This is a genomic window from Paraburkholderia phosphatilytica (assembly GCF_003443895.1).
Taxonomy (GTDB): Bacteria; Pseudomonadota; Gammaproteobacteria; order Burkholderiales; family Burkholderiaceae; genus Paraburkholderia; species Paraburkholderia phosphatilytica.
The window spans coordinates 1-16,685 of record NZ_QQOA01000027.1; the positions used below are offsets into that span (position 1 = coordinate 1).

A 16,685-nucleotide genomic window follows, 5' to 3' on the forward strand; every position below is an offset into this window, starting at 1 on the left:
AACAGCCTCAAGGGCGTATCGAGCCGTCTGCTGCGCAAAGAGCGCCCGGACATCCAGAAACGTTACTGGAAGGGCGTGCTCTGGTCGCCGTCCTACCTTGCTTCATCCTGCGGCGGTGCCCCGATATCTATCGTGCGCCAGTACATCGAGCAGCAGCAGCAGATGCCACACTGAAAACCCAACAGCAAGGACGCCTACGGCGTCCGCGCTATCCTTTCCCGCCCTGAAGGACGGCGCTTGCCGCGCTCCGGGTCAGCCAGCATGTGCGAACCGCGCACCACTCACTTCTTGTAGTTCGCGACGCCTTCGCTGATTTCCTTGTGCGCGGCTTCGAGGCCCGCCCAGCCTTCCACCTTCACCCACTTGCCCTTTTCGAGCGCCTTGTACTGCTCGAAGAAATGCTTGATCTGGTCCTTGAGGTAAGCCGGCACGTCGTCGACCGACTTCATGTGCGCGGTCATCGGGCAGATCTTGTCGTGCGCGACGGCAACCAGTTTCGCGTCGACGCCAGACTCGTCGGTCATCTGCAGCATGCCAAGCGCGCGGGCGCGCACCACCGAGCCGGCCAGCAGCGGGAACGGCGTGATGACGAGCACGTCGACGGGGTCGCCGTCGCCGGACAGCGTCTGCGGGATGAAGCCGTAGTTCGCCGGATAGCGCATGCCGGTGCCGATGAAGCGGTCGACGACGAGCAGGCCCAGATCCTTGTCGGCTTCGTACTTCACCGGATCGCTTTGCGCGGGGATTTCGATGATGACGTTGAAATCGTGCGGAAGATCCTTGCCTGCGGGGACGTGATTGAAGCTCATGAGCGCTCTCTGAACAGGATGAAAACCGGGATGAACCGGAGGATGCCGGCAACGCCAGCAGGCATGCAACGCGCGGCCGAGTGTCAGGCCTGTCTGTCAGGCCTGTCTGTCAGGCCCGACCTCCAAGCCGGACTGCGCGCGATGCCCGCCTGTGCGCGGGCCACAGCCCTGGCCGCAGACCGCGGCGGGCGCGGCGCACGGAGCCGGGCGCAATGCGCCATTATAGCCGGTCGGCCTGGTCGTTCAGCCGATGGTGTGCCACGCGCGAACGGCGCGATAATCGTCTGACAGTCATCGAACGCGGTGTGGCGGCGCGCCGGCCTGCAGTGGCTAAAAGTGCAGCGCGGCGCCGCGCCACGTCGTCCCGGAGGAATGAGCGCATGGAAGAAGCCAGGCATTTCATCGGCGGCGAGTGGCACGCGCCGGCAGGCGGCGAGACGATTCCCGTCCTCGACCCGTCCGACGGCCAGCCGTTCGCCCAGCTCGCCCGCGGCACGCCCGCGGACATCGATCTCGCCGTGGCCGCCGCGCGGCGCGCGTTCAACGGCCCGTGGGGCGCGATGAGCGCCGCCGAACGCGGCCGCGTGCTGTACCGGCTGTCGATGCTGGTCGCGGCCCGCCACGAGGAACTCGCGCAGCTCGAAGCGCGCGATACCGGCAAGCCGCTGCGGCAGGCCCGCGCGGACTCGGCCGCGCTCGCCCGCTACTTCGAGTTCTACGCGGGCGCCGCGGACAAGCTGCACGGCGAGACCCTTCCCTACCAGTCCGGCTACACGGTCCTGACCCTGCGCGAGCCGCACGGCGTCACCGGCCACATCGTGCCGTGGAATTACCCGATGCAGATTTTCGGGCGCAGCGTCGGCGCCGCACTCGCGGCAGGCAACGCCTGCGTCGTGAAACCTGCCGAAGACGCGTGCCTCACCGTGCTGCGCGTCGCCGCGCTCGCCACCGAAGCGGGCCTGCCCGCGGGCACACTGAACATCGTGACCGGCTACGGCCACGAAGCCGGCGCGGCGCTCGCGCGCCATCCGGGCATCGACCACATCTCGTTCACGGGGTCGCCGGAAACCGGCAGGCTCGTCGCGCAGATGGCGGCGGAGCACCACGTGCCGGTCACGCTGGAACTGGGCGGCAAGTCGCCGCAGATCGTGTTCGCCGATGCCGACCTCGATGCCGCGCTGCCGGTGCTGATCTCGGCGATCGTGCAGAACGCGGGGCAGACCTGCTCGGCGGGCAGCCGCGTGCTGATCGAGCGCTCGATCTACGAACCGCTGCTCGACCGGCTGGCCACGTCCTTCAACGCGCTCAGGGTCGGCCCGTCGCAGGCGGATCTCGACTGCGGTCCGCTGATCAACGCGAAGCAGCAGCGGCGCGTCTGGGACTTCCTGTCCGACGCGCAGCACGACGGCATCGCGATGGCGGGGCACGGCGAAGTCGTCGCCGACGCGCCGGAGAGCGGTTTCTATCAAGCGCCCGCGTTGCTGCGCGACGTGCCGCGCACGCACCGTCTCGCGCGCGAGGAAGTGTTCGGACCGGTGCTCGCCGCGCTCAGTTTCGACAACGAAGACGAAGCGATCGCGCTGGCCAACGGCACTGCGTACGGACTCGTCGCGGGCATCTGGACGCGCGACGGCGCGCGCCAGTTCCGCGTCGCGAAGCGGGTCCGCTCGGGCCAGGTGTTCATCAACAACTACGGCGCGGGCGGCGGAGTCGAGCTGCCGTTCGGCGGTGTTGGCCAGTCCGGACACGGCCGCGAAAAAGGCTTCGAGGCACTGTACGGTTTCACGGTACTGAAAACGATCGCGATCCGGCACGGCTAGGTTCGCGATCCGCTCGACAACGCACCCGAAACGATGCAAGGGCATCGACCCGCGCATCGCTCGCGGCGGCAATACGGCATCACGCGACACAACATAACCATGGAGACAGCAATGCGTCTGACAGGCAAGACGGCCATCGTCACGGGCGGCGGCTCGGGTTTCGGTGAAGGCATCGCGAAAACCTACGCGCGCGAAGGCGCGAACGTCGTCGTCAACGATCTGAACGGCGCGGCCGCGGAACGCGTAACGAGCGAGATCGCGCTCGCGGGCGGCAAGGCGATCGCGGTACAGGGCGACGTCACGCAGAGCGACGACTGGCAGCGGCTGCGCGAAGCGGCGCTGGAAGACTTCGGCAGCGTGCAGATCGTCGTCAACAACGCGGGCACGACCCATCGCAACAAGCCGGTCCTGCATGTGACCGAAGCCGAGTTCGACCGCGTCTACGCGGTGAACGTGAAGAGCATCTACTGGAGCGTCCAGCATTTCGTGCCGTACTTTCGCGAAGCCGGCAGCGGCGTGTTCATCAACGTCGCGTCGACGGCCGGGGTGCGGCCACGTCCTGGCCTCGTCTGGTACAACGGCAGCAAGGGCGCGGTGATCATCGCGAGCAAGGCGCTCGCGGCCGAACTCGGACCCGACCGCATTCGCGTGAACTGCGTGAACCCGGTGATGGGCGCAACCGGCCTCCTCACCGAATTCATGGGTGCCGAAGACACGCCGGAGAATCGCGCGCGCTTCATCGCGGGCATTCCGCTCGGCCGCCTGTCGACGCCGGAGGATATCGCGAACGCGTGCCTCTACCTCGCATCCGACGAAGCGGCGTTCATCACGGGCGTCTGCCTCGAAGTGGACGGCGGACGCTGCGTCTGAGCGCCGCTTGACTACCCTGCTTCACTGCCCTGCTTCACTGCCCGGCCCTTTACCTTCAACTACACAACAAGCGAGGAGACACGCATGGCCAGTCAGCCCTTACCTCAATCCGGCGCCAACGCGCCGCCTTCGACACTCGAAGACGCGCTCTACCGCAAGGTCACCTGGCGGCTCGCGCCGCTGCTGATGCTCTGCTATGTGATCGCCTATCTCGACCGCGTGAACGTCGGTTTCGCGAAACTCGGCATGGCGACCGACCTGCACCTGTCGGACGCCGTCTACGGCTTCGGCGCGGGCATCTTCTTCCTCGGCTACTTCCTCTTCGAGATTCCGAGCAACATCATCCTGCACCGGGTAGGCGCGCGCGTCTGGATCGCACGGATCATGGCGACGTGGGGCATCGTCTCGATGCTCACGATGTTCGTTACCACGCCGACGATGTTCTACGTGATGCGCTTCCTGCTCGGCCTCGCCGAAGCGGGATTCTTTCCCGGCATCATCCTGTACCTCACGTACTGGTATCCCGCCCATCGCCGCGGCCGCATGACGACGTGGTTCATGACCGCGGTCGCACTGTCTGGCGTGGTCGGCGGACCGGTGTCGGGCTTCATCCTGAAGAACTTCAACGGCGTGGCCGGCTGGCACGCATGGCAGTGGCTGTTCGTGCTGGAAGGCATACCGTCGGTGATCGTCGGCGTGGTGGTGTTCTTCGTGCTCGACGACCGGATCGGCAAAGCGAAATGGCTGACCGAAGACGAGCGGCGCATCCTCGAACGCAACGTCGAGAGCGAAGAGGCGCTGAAGGAGGACCTGCCGCTCGGCACCGTGTTCGCGAGCCCGCGCGTGTGGCTGATGAGCGCGATCTATCTGTCGTTCGTGATGGGGCTGTACGGCGTCGGCTTCTGGCTGCCGACCATCATCAAGAGCACCGGCGTCACCGACGCGTTCACGATCGGTCTGCTCTCCGCGATCCCGTTCGCAGCGGCCGTGGTCGCGATGCTGATCGTCGCGCGCAGCGCCGACAGACGCCGCGAACGCCGCTGGCACGTCGCGCTGCCGGCGTTCGCGGGCGCAGTGGGTCTGCTGCTCGCGGTAGTCTGGGCGCACGACACCACGCTTGCGATGGCCGCGCTCACGCTCGCAACGATGGGCATCATCACCACGCTGCCGCTGTTCTGGAGCCTGCCGACCGCATTCCTCGCCGGCACCGGCGCCGCGGCCGGCATCGCGATGATCAACTCGATCGGCAACCTCGCCGGCTTCCTGAGCCCCTATGCGGTCGGCTGGCTCAGGCAGGCCACCGGCGCGAACGACTCGGGCATGTACATGCTCGCGGCGTTCATGGTGCTGGGCGGGCTGCTCGCGCTCTCCGTGCCGGCGCGGCTGGTCGGGCGATAGGCGCATTCGGTGCCGACGTGCGCGACCTGTTGCGACACGGCGCTTGAGAGGCAACTGAGCGGCAAATACAAAACGCCCCCGTTCGCAGGAACGGGGGCGTTTGCATGTCTACGCGGGCCTGGAGCCGCAGCAACCTCACACGATATTCATCGCCAGCGCGCTCTCGCGATAGTGCTCGCCCGCCTTCGCGGTATCGCCGAGCTGCTCGTGCAGCCGCGCGAGCGCGCGGTGCGAGCGGATCTTCAGCGGCTCGTTGTCCGCGAGCTTCAGTGCGGCCTCGAGGAATGACTGCGCCTTGCCCCACAACTGCTGCTTCAGACACAGGCGACCGAGCGCGAACAGCAGGTCGGCGTCTTCCGGGCGATCGTTGTGCCACGCCTCGGCCTTCTGGATCAGCGGCAATGCATCGTCGCCGGCGGTGTCCGGATAGCGGCGCAACAGTCGCGCGTCCCAGTTCTGCGCGAGCGCTTCCTCGACGATGCGGCGCGCGTCCGCCTGGCGGTTCAGCGCGATCAGCAGTTCGGCCGCGAGATCGGCGAGCCGCGGCGAGTGCCGCTCGACGGGCGACAGCGTATGCCACAGCTCCAGCAGCGCATCCGCGTTGTGGCGGCGGTCGCGCAGCAGGTTCTCCGCCGCGAGCTGACGCAGCCGCACGGCGACGGCCGGATGAATCGCCTCGCGCTTCTCCAGCGTCTTGACGAGCTTCAGCACCTCGGCCCAGTTCTTCAGCTGCTGCTGTGCGCGCAGCGCGATCTGCTGCGCGTGAATGCGCCGGCCACCCTGCGACTGCATCTCGGTCAGCGCCGCGAGCGCGCCGTCCGCGTCGCGGCCATCGGCGCGCATGTCGGCGGTGGCCATCAGGCGCGCGTCGAGCCAGTCGTTGCCTTCCACCTTGTCGAGCCATTCGTCGCGGCGGGCGTACTCGCGCATCCGATGCGCGGCGTTCGCCGCGATCAGCCCCGCCGCCGGCGCGTTCTCCGGGTGGGCGAGCGCATCGCGCGCGGCCTTCTCGGCGCGCGAGAAGCGGCCCGCATACAGGTTGCCGATCGCGTCGCGCAGCGCCGTATGCGCCTTCGCGACACGCGAGCGGGTGCGGTACGCGGCGACGCGCTGCGGCATGCGCCACACGTTGCGCACGATGCGCAGCAGCGCATACAGCAGGATGAACAGCACGACGATCGCGACGACGAACAGATTCAGTGAGATATCGACGCGATACGGCGGATACACCAGCATCACCTGGCCTGCGTCGAAGCGGCCGACGGTGGCCAGTATCACCGCGATCGCGAACAGCAGTGCGAGCCACACGAGTCCCCGGATCGCCATGATCAACCCCGGCCCTTGTATTGCTGGATCGCCTGCAGGCTCGTGTCGAGGTTCGGCAGCTGCACCGCCGCCGAGCCGTCGTCGACCTGCTTCACGAGATCGCGCGCGGTCTGCGTGTTCTTCGAGCTGGCATCGAAGTAACGCGCGAGCGCCGCATCGGCTGCCTGCAGATCCGACTTGAGGGTGGTCTGGTTGCGCGACAGCAGCGCGAGGCGCGCCGACAGCAGGCGCAGCTTCAGGTTCTCGCGCAGGAAGTAGCCCTGGTCCGGCGACACCAGCATCGCGTCAGCGTTGTCGATGCGGCGCACCTGCACGAGGCTCGTCAGCTGCTGTCCGATGCCGGTCGTGACCTCGCGCCACCACACTTTCCAGCGCGGTTCGCCCGTTGCCGCGGCGACCTTCGCCGTATCGGCCGGTGTGTCGGCGTGCGGCGTGGCGCGCGCGATCGGCGCTTCGCCGGAGAGCGGCAGCGAATCGACCATGCCGATCGCGTCGTCCAGCTTGATCGCGAGGCCGGTCAGGTCCGTGGACGGCGCGGCCTTGAGCTTGTCGATGTCCTGCGCGATCGCCTTGCGCACGGCGATAGCCTGCGCGCTGTCCGATGCGGCGAGGCGCGTGTCGGCACTTTGCAGCGCGAACAGCGCGAGCTGCGTGTTGCCGGTGAGTTGCAGCTGCTCGCTCGCGCTCGACAGCATCTGTCCCACTTCGGCGAGCGTCCAGTCGTCGCGGTTGCGCGCGAGGTCTGCGTATTGCTGCTGGAGCGCCTGCTGCGCGGCCTGCGCGTCGGCGAGCTTGCCTTCGAGCTGCGACACCTGCGAATCGATCTGATGGACGGAATCCACCGCCTGTCCGGTCTTCACGCCGAGCGCGGCCGTTTGCGTGTCGTTGGCCTGCTGGCGCTCGGCGAACCGGGTGTCCATGCGGTCCACCTTGCGGTTCAGCGCGTAGCCGCCGATCCCCGCCGCGCACGCGATCACGACGACGACGAACCACAGCACCGCCGCGCTGACGCCACTGCGCGACTTCGGCTGCTGCGCTTCGTACGGCGTGAACGGCTGGTTCGGCGGCAAGGCCGGCTGGGCTGCTGCGTAGGGCGGATCGTTCGATTGAGTCATGCGTGAGTGAGCCCCGGAATGAGCGTTGTGTTGAGCCGGCGCGGCGGCCGGCGATGCGGATGCGGGCTGTGCATCCGCGGAGACTTCCCGATATGGAACGTCGGTCGAACCTGCGCCCGTCGCGGCGCCCGATGCAGCAGGCTGCGCGGGCAGACTGGACAGCAGCGCCCCGGCGATGCGCTCGTCGCCCGCGCCGGAAACCGTAATGCTATCAAAACCCAGCCCACGGGCCGTTTCGGCGATTCGCGGATGCGGCGCGACGAACGGCACGGCCTTCAGACGCTGCAGTTCGTCCGGATTCAGATGCGCGTCGGCCAGCTCGCGCAGATTGCGCACCCCTTCCGAGCTGGTGACGAGCCACGCGTGCGGCTCGCCGGCGAGCAGCGCGTGCACGTGCGACCACGCGGCGACCGACGGCTCCGGCACGACGCGCCGGTATGCCGCGACGATCTCGACCAGCGCGCCGCATTCGCGCAGCCGGTCGGCGAGCCACTCGCGGCCGCCGTCGCCGCGCACGATCAGCACGCGCCGGCCTTCGAGGCCGCCCTCGCCGAACACGGCTTCGATCTGCACGAAGAGCGCCTCGGAATCGAAGCGCACGGCTTCGTCGTCATGCGCGTCGGCCGGGCTGATCACGCGATGTGCGGGCGCCGCGACGCCGTGCCGCGCGAGTGCCGCGACGCTGCCCGGCCCGACCACCGCGACGGGCAGCGCATGCGGCCAGATCGCGTCGAACTGCGCGAAGGTCCGGTCGACCGCGTTCGGCGACACGAACACCACGAGCGCGCAGTCGGCCAGCGACGCGAGCGCGGCGCGCAACGGCGCCGGGTCTTCGACATCCGCGATGTCGATCAGCGGGAACTCCAGCACCTGGGCGCCGCCTGCCGCGAGCCGCGACTTCAGCGCGTCGGACTGGCCCGCGGGCCGCGTGACGACGGCGGTGAACGCCGCCGGCCCGCTGCCGCCCGGCGCACCGGAAAACGGGTGACGCTCTGCGTCCGTCTGCATCATGCGGAGTCCGGCGCGGAGGGGTTGGAGAAGGCGCCGTCCGCGCTTGCAGCGGCCAGCGCGCGCACGATGTCGAGCGCGCCCTGCGCTTCGAGCGACGTGGCGACTTCGCGGCCCAGCGCCAGCGCGCGGGCCTCGTCAGGCGCCGGCGACGACGCCTGCGCGGTCAGCACGCGCTGGCCGTCCGGCGTCGCGACGATGCCGCGCAGATGCAGCGCGCCGTCGTGCCAGTGCGCGTACGCGGCGAGCGGCACCTCGCAGCTGCCGCCGAGTGCGCGCGACACCATCCGCTCCGCTTCGACGGCGGCGGCCGTGGCCGCGTGATGCAGCGGCGCGAGCCACGCGGCAAGTTCCGGGCGGCCCGCGCGGATCTCGATGCCGAGCGCGCCTTGTCCCGCGGCCGGCAGGCTGTCTTCGGGGTCGAGCAGCGAGCGGATCCGCTCGCCGAGACCGAGGCGCTTCAGGCCCGCGGCGGCGAGGATGATGGCCGCGTAGTCACCGCGGTCGAGCTTCGCGAGACGCGTGTCGAGGTTGCCGCGCAGCGGCTTCACGACGAGCTGCGGATAGCGCGCGCGCAGCATCGCTTCGCGCCTCAGGCTCGACGTACCGACGACGCTGCCCGCGGGCAGCGCGGCGAGCGTCGTGTACTGGTTCGACACGAACGCGTCGCGCGGATCTTCGCGCTCCATCACGGCGGTCAGCTCGAAGCCGTCCGGCAGCTGCATGGGCACGTCTTTCAGCGAATGCACCGCGAGATCGGCGCGGCCATCGGCGAGCGCGTTCTCGAGTTCCTTCACGAACAGGCCCTTACCACCGACCTTCGACAGCGTGCGATCGAGAATCTGATCCCCGCGTGTCGTCATTCCGAGGATTTTTACGTCACAAGATGGATATAATTTGTGCAGCGCACACCGCACGTGCTCCGCCTGCCACATCGCCAGGCGGCTTTCTCGCGAAGCAATCACCAACGTACGGGGCGGTTGTGCCGATAACGACTCGGAGTTCATTGCAGGATCATCGAATGACGGGTTCGGATAACAAACAATGGTAGCACGCACCTTTGCGCCATCTGCCCCGGCCGATGGCGAGGCGAGCACAGCTGGAGAGGAGACAGCGCGGCGGCCGTACGGTCGTTCGCGCGCAAGATAGCCCGATGCGGGATGATGCATTGCAATGCGCGTCGGCTGTCATTCCCGTAACACCCCTCCTCCTGCCGGCATCGCGTTCGCTTCTGGTGTGATGCCGTCGCCCGCGTCGCGAGCCGAACGCGGCGCGACCGCCGCGGGCGCCCCCATGCCGTTCGGGGCGCCGCACGCGGCGGCCTTCCGCAAGTCCTGGCGCAGTTCACGTAGTTCGCAGTCTTCGTTCAATTGACTCTGGCTTCCCTGAGGAAACCCATCGTGACGTCTTCCGGATCGGCGCGCCCTGCCCGCCGCAACACTGCCTCGCTCAACGCCACCCAAGCCGACGGCCTCGCCGCCGCGGCTGCCCCGTCCACTGCGTCCACCGTGCCGGCTTCTAACGCCGGCATGCCTGCCGGGTTCAAACCGGCCCGAACGCGCGCACTGGCCGCGAAGGCCGACACCGCATCCACTGCTGCCGTGAAACCTGCCGGGAAATCGGGCAAAGCCGCGGGCAAAACCGCCGGTAAAGCCGCGGACAAATCCGCAGGCAAGGCCGCTGACAAAGCCGCGGGCAAGCAGGACGGCAAGCGCACCGACAAGCACGCAGGCAAAGCCGCGAAGGCCGCCGCCAACGGCGCGCGCTCCGCAGCGCTCACGACGCAGTCCCCGGACGGCAACGAACCCGGCACCGCCGCGAACGGAGCGAACGGAGCGAACGGAGCGAACGGCGCGGCGAAATCGCCCCGCACCCGCGACGACAAGGATCAGCCGCTCTTCGAGGACATCCGCTACCTCGGACGTCTGCTCGGCGACGTCGTGCGCGAGCAGGAAGGCGTCGAGGTGTTTGACGTCGTCGAGACGATCCGCCAGAACGCGGTGCGCTTTCGCCGCGAGGACGACAGCGCGGCCGCGCAGACGCTCGACAAGAAACTGCGCGCGTTGAGCCCCGAGCAGACGGTGAGCGTCGTGCGCGCGTTCAGCTACTTTTCGCATCTGGCGAACATCGCGGAAGACCGCCATCACAACCGCCGCCGCCGCGTGCACGCGCTCGCCGGCTCGGCGCCGCAGGCCGGCACCATCGCGTACGCGCTTGAGCGGCTGACCGAAGCGGGCGCTGCCGCGACGCCGGTGCTCGAGCAGTTCTTCCACGACGCGCTGATCGTGCCCGTGCTCACCGCGCACCCGACCGAAGTGCAGCGCAAGAGCATCCTCGACGGGGAGCACGACATCGCGCGCCTGCTCGCCGAACGCGACCAGCCGCTCACCGAGCGGGAGCGCGCAAACAACGAGTCGATGCTGCGCGCGCGCGTCACGGCGCTGTGGCAGACGCGCATGCTGCGCGACTCGCGCCTGACCGTCGCCGACGAGATCGAAAACGCACTGTCGTACTACCGCGCGACCTTCCTCGAGGAAATCCCGACGCTCTACGGCGAGATCGAAACGGTGCTCGCCGAGCACGGCCTGCCGACCCGCCTGCCGCCGTTCTTCCAGATGGGCAGCTGGATCGGCGGCGATCGCGACGGCAATCCGAACGTCGTCGCGTCGACGCTCGAACACGCGATCACGCGCCAGGCCACGGTGATCTTCGAACACTATCTGGAGCAGGTCCACCTGCTGGGCGCGGAGCTGTCGGTCTCGAACCTGCTGGCCGGCTCGAGCGACGCGCTGAAGGCACTCGCCGCCGCTTCGCCCGACGAATCGCCGCATCGCACCGACGAGCCCTACCGCCGCGCGCTGATCGGCATGTACACGCGGCTCGCCGCGAGCGCGCGGGTGCGTCTCGGCGAAGGCGTGGTCGCGCTGCGCAGCGCGGGCCGCGGCGTGAAGCCGGTGCGCGCCACGCCGTACGCGGACGCGGGCGAATTCGCGCGCGACCTGCACGTGCTGATCGATTCGCTGCGCCAGCATCACGGCGAGTGGCTGATCGCGCCGCGCCTGTCGCCGCTTGCACGCGCGGCCGAAGTGTTCGGCTTCCACCTCGCGAGCATCGACCTGCGCCAGAGTTCCGACATCCATGAAGCGGTGATCGCCGAACTGCTCGCGCGCGCGGGCGTGACGCCGGACTACGCGGCGCTCTCCGAAGCCGACAAGCTCGCGGTGCTGCTCGCGGAACTCGCGCAGCCGCGGCCGCTGCGCTCGCCGTACATCGAGTACTCGAACCTCGTGAAGAGCGAGCTCGGCGTGCTCGAAATGGCGCGCGAGACGCGCGAAAAATTCGGCGCGCGCGCGGTGCGCAACTACATCATTTCGCACACCGAGACGGTGAGCGATCTCGTCGAGGTGATGCTGCTGCAGAAGGAAACCGGCCTGCTGGAAGGCCAGCTCGGCAGCGCGCATGCGCCGGCGAAGGCCGGGCTGATGGTGATCCCGCTCTTCGAGACGATTCCCGACCTGCGCAACGCGCCGCACATCATGCGCGACCTGATCGCGCTGCCGGGGCTCGATGCGATCATCGAGCACCAGGGCAACGAGCAGGAAGTGATGCTCGGCTACTCGGACAGCAACAAGGACGGCGGCTTCCTCACGTCGAACTGGGAGCTGTATCGCGCGGAGCTCGCGCTGGTGTCGCTCTTCAACGAACGCGGCGTCACGCTGCGGCTCTTCCATGGCCGTGGAGGCACCGTGGGTCGCGGCGGCGGCCCGACCTATCAGGCGATCCTGTCGCAGCCGCCGGGCACCGTCGACGGCCAGATCCGCCTCACCGAACAGGGCGAGGTGATCGCGAGCAAGTTCAGCAATCCGGAGATCGGCCGGCGCAATCTGGAGACGGTGATCGCCGCGACGCTCGAAGCGACGCTGCTGCCGCACGGTGTGCCGGGCAGTGAGGGCAACGCGCCGGCGTCGCTGCCCGAGTTCGAGGCCATGATGCAGGGGCTCTCGGATGCGGCGATGGCGTCGTACCGCGCGCTCGTCTACGAAACGCCCGGCTTCACCGACTACTTCTTCTCGGCGACGCCAATCGCCGAGATCGCCGAACTCAACATCGGCAGCCGCCCGGCCTCGCGCAAGCTGCAGGACCCGAAGCAGCGCAAGATCGAAGACCTGCGCGCGATTCCGTGGGGCTTCTCGTGGGGCCAATGCCGGCTGCTGCTCACCGGCTGGTACGGCTTCGGCAGCGCGGTGGGCGGCTATCTCGACAGCGCGCCCACCGACAGCGAACGCAAGAGCCGCCTCGCGCTCCTGCGCAGGATGCACAAGACCTGGCCGTTCTTCTCGAACCTGCTGTCGAACATGGACATGGTGCTCGCGAAGACGGACCTCGCGGTGGCCTCACGCTACGCCGCGCTCTGCGCGGACAAGAAACTGCGCAAGCACGTGTTCGACCGCATCGTGGCCGAGTGGGAACGCACGGCGAAGGTGTTGTCGGAGATCACGGGCAAGGGCGAGCGGCTCGCGGACAATCCGCTCCTCGCGCGCTCGATCAAGAACCGCTTCCCGTATCTCGATCCGCTGAATCACCTGCAGGTGGAACTGCTGAAGCGTCACCGCGGCGGCGACGACAACGTGCGGGTGCGGCGCGGCATCCATCTGACGATCAACGGCATCGCGGCGGGGCTGCGCAATACCGGTTGATCCCGTCTGATCCCGCCGACGGCATGCGGGCGGCGAAGTCATGGCGACGTTACAATGGCGGCCCTGGTACCAGTACTGCGCGTTGCGTATTCTGGTATTGACCAATTCCTGCCATCTCGCTCACGCCATGACCCGCCCCGCCGGCTCCACCACTCGCGCTGCCGCGCCTGACAACCCGTCGGGTGCGGCATTGCCGCTCGACGCGACGCCCGCCCGCGCGCTCGGCGAATTCATCCGCGCGCATCGCGAGCGGCTCACGCCCGAAGCGGTGGGCCTGCCGCCGGGGCCGCGTCGGCGCACGCCAGGGCTGCGGCGCGAAGAGGTCGCGCAACTGTGCGGCGTGAGCCCGACCTGGTACACGTGGATCGAGCAGGGCCGCCCCGTGTCGGCTTCGGCGGACGCGCTCGCGCGCATCGCGGTCGCGCTGCGGCTGTCGCGCGCGGAGCGGGCGTACCTGTTCGAGCTGGCGGCGCAGCGCGATCCGGCCGAGCCTGAGCCGGGCGCCACCGATGCGCCGGCCACGCTGCTGCAAACCGTGCAACTGGTGGACGCGCCCGCGTACGTGCTCGACCGCCAGTGGACGGCGCTCGCGTGGAACGCGCGCGCAGCCGACCTGTTCGTCGGATGGCTGGACGGCGCGCACGACCGCAACCTGCTGCGCTTCACGTTCACCGAGCCGTCGGCGCGCGAGCTGATCGCCGACTGGGAAACGCGCGCGCGCCGCCTCGCCGCCGAATACCGCGCCGATTCGATCCGCCATCTGAACGACGCGCCGACCCGCGCGCTGATCGATTCGCTGAGCGCCGCGAGCGACGCGTTCGCGCGCTACTGGGCGTCGCAGGACGTGTTCGAGCGCGAAGGCGGCCGGCGCGAATTCAATCATCCGCGCGACGGGCGCGTCGCCTACGACCAGATCACGTTCAAGCCCGCGCATCGGGAAGATCTGAAGCTGGTGGTGCTCGTCAGGCTTTGAAGCCACGCGCAGGCGGCGACCTGCGCGCGTCGTCGCCGCGAGGGCCAATGCTAGAATCACAGACTTTCCCGCATCTTCGCGCGGCAGGTGCATGACCCGTCCGCCGCGCTTTCTCACCGCACACTGCCTACCACCATGACGTCCCAACTGCACAAAAAAGGCGAAGCCTGGTCGGCTCGCTTCTCGGAGCCGATGTCGGAACTCGTCAAGCGCTACACGTCGTCGGTCTTCTTCGACAAGCGCCTCGCGTTCGTCGACATCGACGGGTCGCTCGCGCACGCGGCAATGCTCGCGGCGCAGAAGATCATCTCCGCCGATGACCTCGCGGCGATCCAGCGCGGCATGGCGCAGATCAAGGGCGAAATCGAGCGCGGCGAATTCGAGTGGCAGCTGGACCTCGAAGACGTGCACCTGAACATCGAAGCGCGCCTGACCGCGCTGATCGGCGACGCGGGCAAGCGCCTGCACACCGGCCGCTCGCGCAACGACCAGGTCGCAACCGACATCCGCCTGTGGCTGCGCGGCGAGATCGACCGTATCGGCGGCCTGCTGAAGGACCTGCGGGGCGCGCTGCTGGACCTCGCGGACCAGCACGCCGACACGATCCTGCCCGGCTTCACGCACCTGCAGGTCGCGCAGCCCGTCACCTTCGGCCACCATCTGCTCGCGTACGTCGAAATGTTCACGCGCGACAGCGAGCGCATGGTCGACTGCCGCAAGCGCGTGAACCGCCTGCCGCTTGGCGCGGCGGCGCTCGCCGGCACGAGCTATCCGATCGATCGTCACGCGGTGGCAAAGACGCTGGGCTTCGACGGCATCTGCGCGAACTCGCTCGATGCAGTTTCGGACCGCGACTTCGCGATCGAATTCACCGCGGCCAGCGCGCTCGTGATGACGCACGTGTCGCGCTTCTCGGAAGAACTCGTGCTGTGGATGAGCCCGCGCGTCGGCTTCATCGATCTCGCGGACCGCTTCTGCACGGGTTCGTCGATCATGCCCCAGAAGAAGAACCCGGACGTGCCCGAACTCGCGCGCGGCAAGACGGGCCGCGTGAACGGCCACCTGATGGCGCTCCTCACGCTGATGAAGGGCCAGCCGCTCGCGTACAACAAGGACAACCAGGAAGACAAGGAACCGCTGTTCGATACGGTCGATACCGTCGCCGACACGCTGCGGATCTTCGCCGAGATGGTGGCGGGCATCACGGTCAAGCCGGAAGCGATGCGCGCCGCGGCGCTGCAGGGCTTCTCGACGGCAACGGACCTGGCCGACTACCTCGTGAAGCGCGGCCTGCCGTTCCGCGACGCGCACGAAGCGGTCGCACACGCGGTGCGAATCTGCGTCGATCGCGGCTGCGATCTGGCCGACCTGTCGCTCGACGAGATGAAGCAGGAACTGCCCGCCCTCGCGCATCTGCTCGGCGACGACGTGTTCGGCTATCTGACGCTCGAAGGCTCGGTGGCAAGCCGCAATCATCCGGGCGGCACCGCACCGGACCAGGTGCGCGAGGCCGTCAAGGCTGCGCGCGCCTCGCTCAGCTGATATCGGCTCATATCGGCCGATACGCTTCATCTCTGTCCCGCATGAGCGGGCCCTCGTCTGAAGGGCCCGCTTTTTCACGCGGCGTACCACATCCAGGTGCGCCGCCGTCCTCGCGGCGGTTCGCCGCGCAGACGCTGTCGGCCACGCCCAGCGCCTCCGCTGCCAGCCGTAACGGCAAATTCGAAGTATCGGTCACCATCGGGGACGAATGCGCGATTGCGAGATCGTCGTCGACACAAGGGCAACGCTCTCACGCTCCACTCGAACGCGTATCGGTCCGCTGCACGCACCGCGTTCCCTATAGCGTCACGTCGAGCGACCCGGCGAGCGATTCGACGATCAGCGAACTTCGCACGCGCTTCGCGCCCGACGGCTCGCGTCAGTGATTGCCCACGGTCTCCGACAACCGCTTGAGCGTCGCGACCCGCGCGCCCAGGATATCGAGCAGGCCGGATTCGTCGATGAGCGGCGTGGTGGTATCGCGGTACGTGAGCCATGCGCGCTCCGCGCGGATCAAGGTGGAGCGCGAACGCACCGGCAGCTTGCGCTCGAGCACCCGGTAGTAGCGGTTCAAATCGAACGTGGCGTGCTCGCATTTTGCATCGCGCGTGCACAGATGCGCGCGCGGCGTGGTGGGCGGCTTGCCCGCCTGCGCGGCCGCCGTGCGCAGCGCGAGCGCGCGATCGCGCACCGGCTGCAGCTGCATGTCGGCGGCGGACAGTTGATAGGACGATCCACTCGTCGTTTCGAACACGGCCTGCTGCAGCTTCCCTTCGACCTCGCGCCATGCGAGCCACTCGTGCTGGCTCGCGGTCCAGCGCTTGCGGTCTTCGGGATTGGACTTGTCGAGAATCTGCGCATAGGCGACGTCCATCGCGCTGCGCCACGCGAGGCGCGCGGTGTCCATGCACTGGATCTGCCCCGTCGACGACGACATGTCCGCACGCGCGAGGCAGGTGCGCATCGCCGCGTCAATCGGATCGGCGGCGCCGACCTCCGCGCGCGCCGACGGCACGGCGAAGATCGCGAGCGCCGTGAGCACCGCGGACAGCACCCGCACCGAGGACACCGACGACGCCAGGCGCCGGAACGAAGCGAGGACCGAAGTCGCGTACCGCATGGCCTGC

At 68.4% G+C, this 16,685-nt stretch carries 12 protein-coding genes; 7 read left to right on the plus strand and 5 right to left on the minus strand.

Annotated elements, in window-relative coordinates; genetic code table 11:
• The coding region (locus DVS29_RS24675) for a transposase (RefSeq protein WP_164707983.1) at window positions 1–174 on the plus strand (174 nt) is incomplete at its 5' end.
• 107 nt (window positions 175–281) lie between these two features.
• Here DVS29_RS24675 and ppa read toward each other — a convergent pair.
• Window positions 282–809, minus strand: a complete 528-nt coding sequence (gene ppa / locus DVS29_RS24680) for an inorganic diphosphatase (RefSeq protein ID WP_118183149.1) — start codon at window positions 807–809, stop codon at window positions 282–284.
• A 380-nt stretch (window positions 810–1,189) separates the two neighbouring features.
• Between ppa and DVS29_RS24685 the strand changes: the two genes are divergently transcribed.
• From DVS29_RS24685 to DVS29_RS24695, 3 genes are all read left to right on the plus strand, one after another.
• On the plus strand, window positions 1,190–2,629 hold the full coding sequence (locus DVS29_RS24685) for an aldehyde dehydrogenase family protein (RefSeq protein ID WP_118183150.1): 1,440 nt from the start codon (window positions 1,190–1,192) through the stop codon (window positions 2,627–2,629).
• Between the two features lie 111 nt (window positions 2,630–2,740).
• Window positions 2,741–3,499: an SDR family oxidoreductase gene (locus DVS29_RS24690; RefSeq protein ID WP_118183151.1), complete on the plus strand. Its 759-nt coding sequence runs from the start codon at window positions 2,741–2,743 to the stop codon at window positions 3,497–3,499.
• Between the two features lie 84 nt (window positions 3,500–3,583).
• On the plus strand, window positions 3,584–4,897 hold the full coding sequence (locus DVS29_RS24695; RefSeq protein WP_118183152.1) for an MFS transporter: 1,314 nt from the start codon (window positions 3,584–3,586) through the stop codon (window positions 4,895–4,897).
• Window positions 4,898–5,032: 135 nt separating this feature from the next.
• Here DVS29_RS24695 and DVS29_RS24700 read toward each other — a convergent pair whose 3' ends face one another.
• Genes DVS29_RS24700 through hemC form a run of 3 tightly spaced genes read right to left on the minus strand, consistent with a single transcriptional unit; the run spans window position 5,033 to window position 9,353 of the window.
• Window positions 5,033–6,223, minus strand: a complete 1,191-nt coding sequence (locus DVS29_RS24700) for a heme biosynthesis protein HemY (protein WP_118183153.1) — start codon at window positions 6,221–6,223, stop codon at window positions 5,033–5,035.
• Between the two features lie 2 nt (window positions 6,224–6,225).
• A complete protein-coding gene (hemDX, locus tag DVS29_RS24705; protein ID WP_420816160.1) occupies window positions 6,226–8,349 on the minus strand; it encodes a fused uroporphyrinogen-III synthase HemD/membrane protein HemX in 2,124 nt (707 codons plus the stop codon).
• On the minus strand, window positions 8,346–9,353 hold the full coding sequence (hemC, locus tag DVS29_RS24710) for a hydroxymethylbilane synthase (RefSeq protein ID WP_118183154.1): 1,008 nt from the start codon (window positions 9,351–9,353) through the stop codon (window positions 8,346–8,348). Before hemC ends, hemDX begins: the two co-directional genes overlap by 4 nt.
• A gap of 393 nt (window positions 9,354–9,746) precedes the next feature.
• On the opposite strand from hemC, the gene ppc reads away from it, so the two are divergent.
• The 3 genes from ppc to argH all read left to right on the plus strand — a co-directional run bounded on the left by ppc (window position 9,747) and on the right by argH (window position 15,558).
• Window positions 9,747–13,043: a phosphoenolpyruvate carboxylase gene (gene ppc, locus DVS29_RS24715; RefSeq protein WP_205962514.1), complete on the plus strand. Its 3,297-nt coding sequence runs from the start codon at window positions 9,747–9,749 to the stop codon at window positions 13,041–13,043.
• Window positions 13,044–13,170: 127 nt separating this feature from the next.
• A complete protein-coding gene (locus DVS29_RS24720; RefSeq protein ID WP_240655784.1) occupies window positions 13,171–14,016 on the plus strand; it encodes a helix-turn-helix transcriptional regulator in 846 nt (281 codons plus the stop codon).
• A gap of 135 nt (window positions 14,017–14,151) precedes the next feature.
• On the plus strand, window positions 14,152–15,558 hold the full coding sequence (argH, locus tag DVS29_RS24725; RefSeq protein WP_118183157.1) for an argininosuccinate lyase: 1,407 nt from the start codon (window positions 14,152–14,154) through the stop codon (window positions 15,556–15,558).
• 379 nt (window positions 15,559–15,937) lie between these two features.
• On the opposite strand, the gene DVS29_RS24730 is transcribed toward argH, so the two are convergent.
• On the minus strand, window positions 15,938–16,678 hold the full coding sequence (locus tag DVS29_RS24730) for a lysozyme inhibitor LprI family protein (protein ID WP_118183232.1): 741 nt from the start codon (window positions 16,676–16,678) through the stop codon (window positions 15,938–15,940).
• Between the last annotated feature and the right edge of the window lie 7 nt (window positions 16,679–16,685).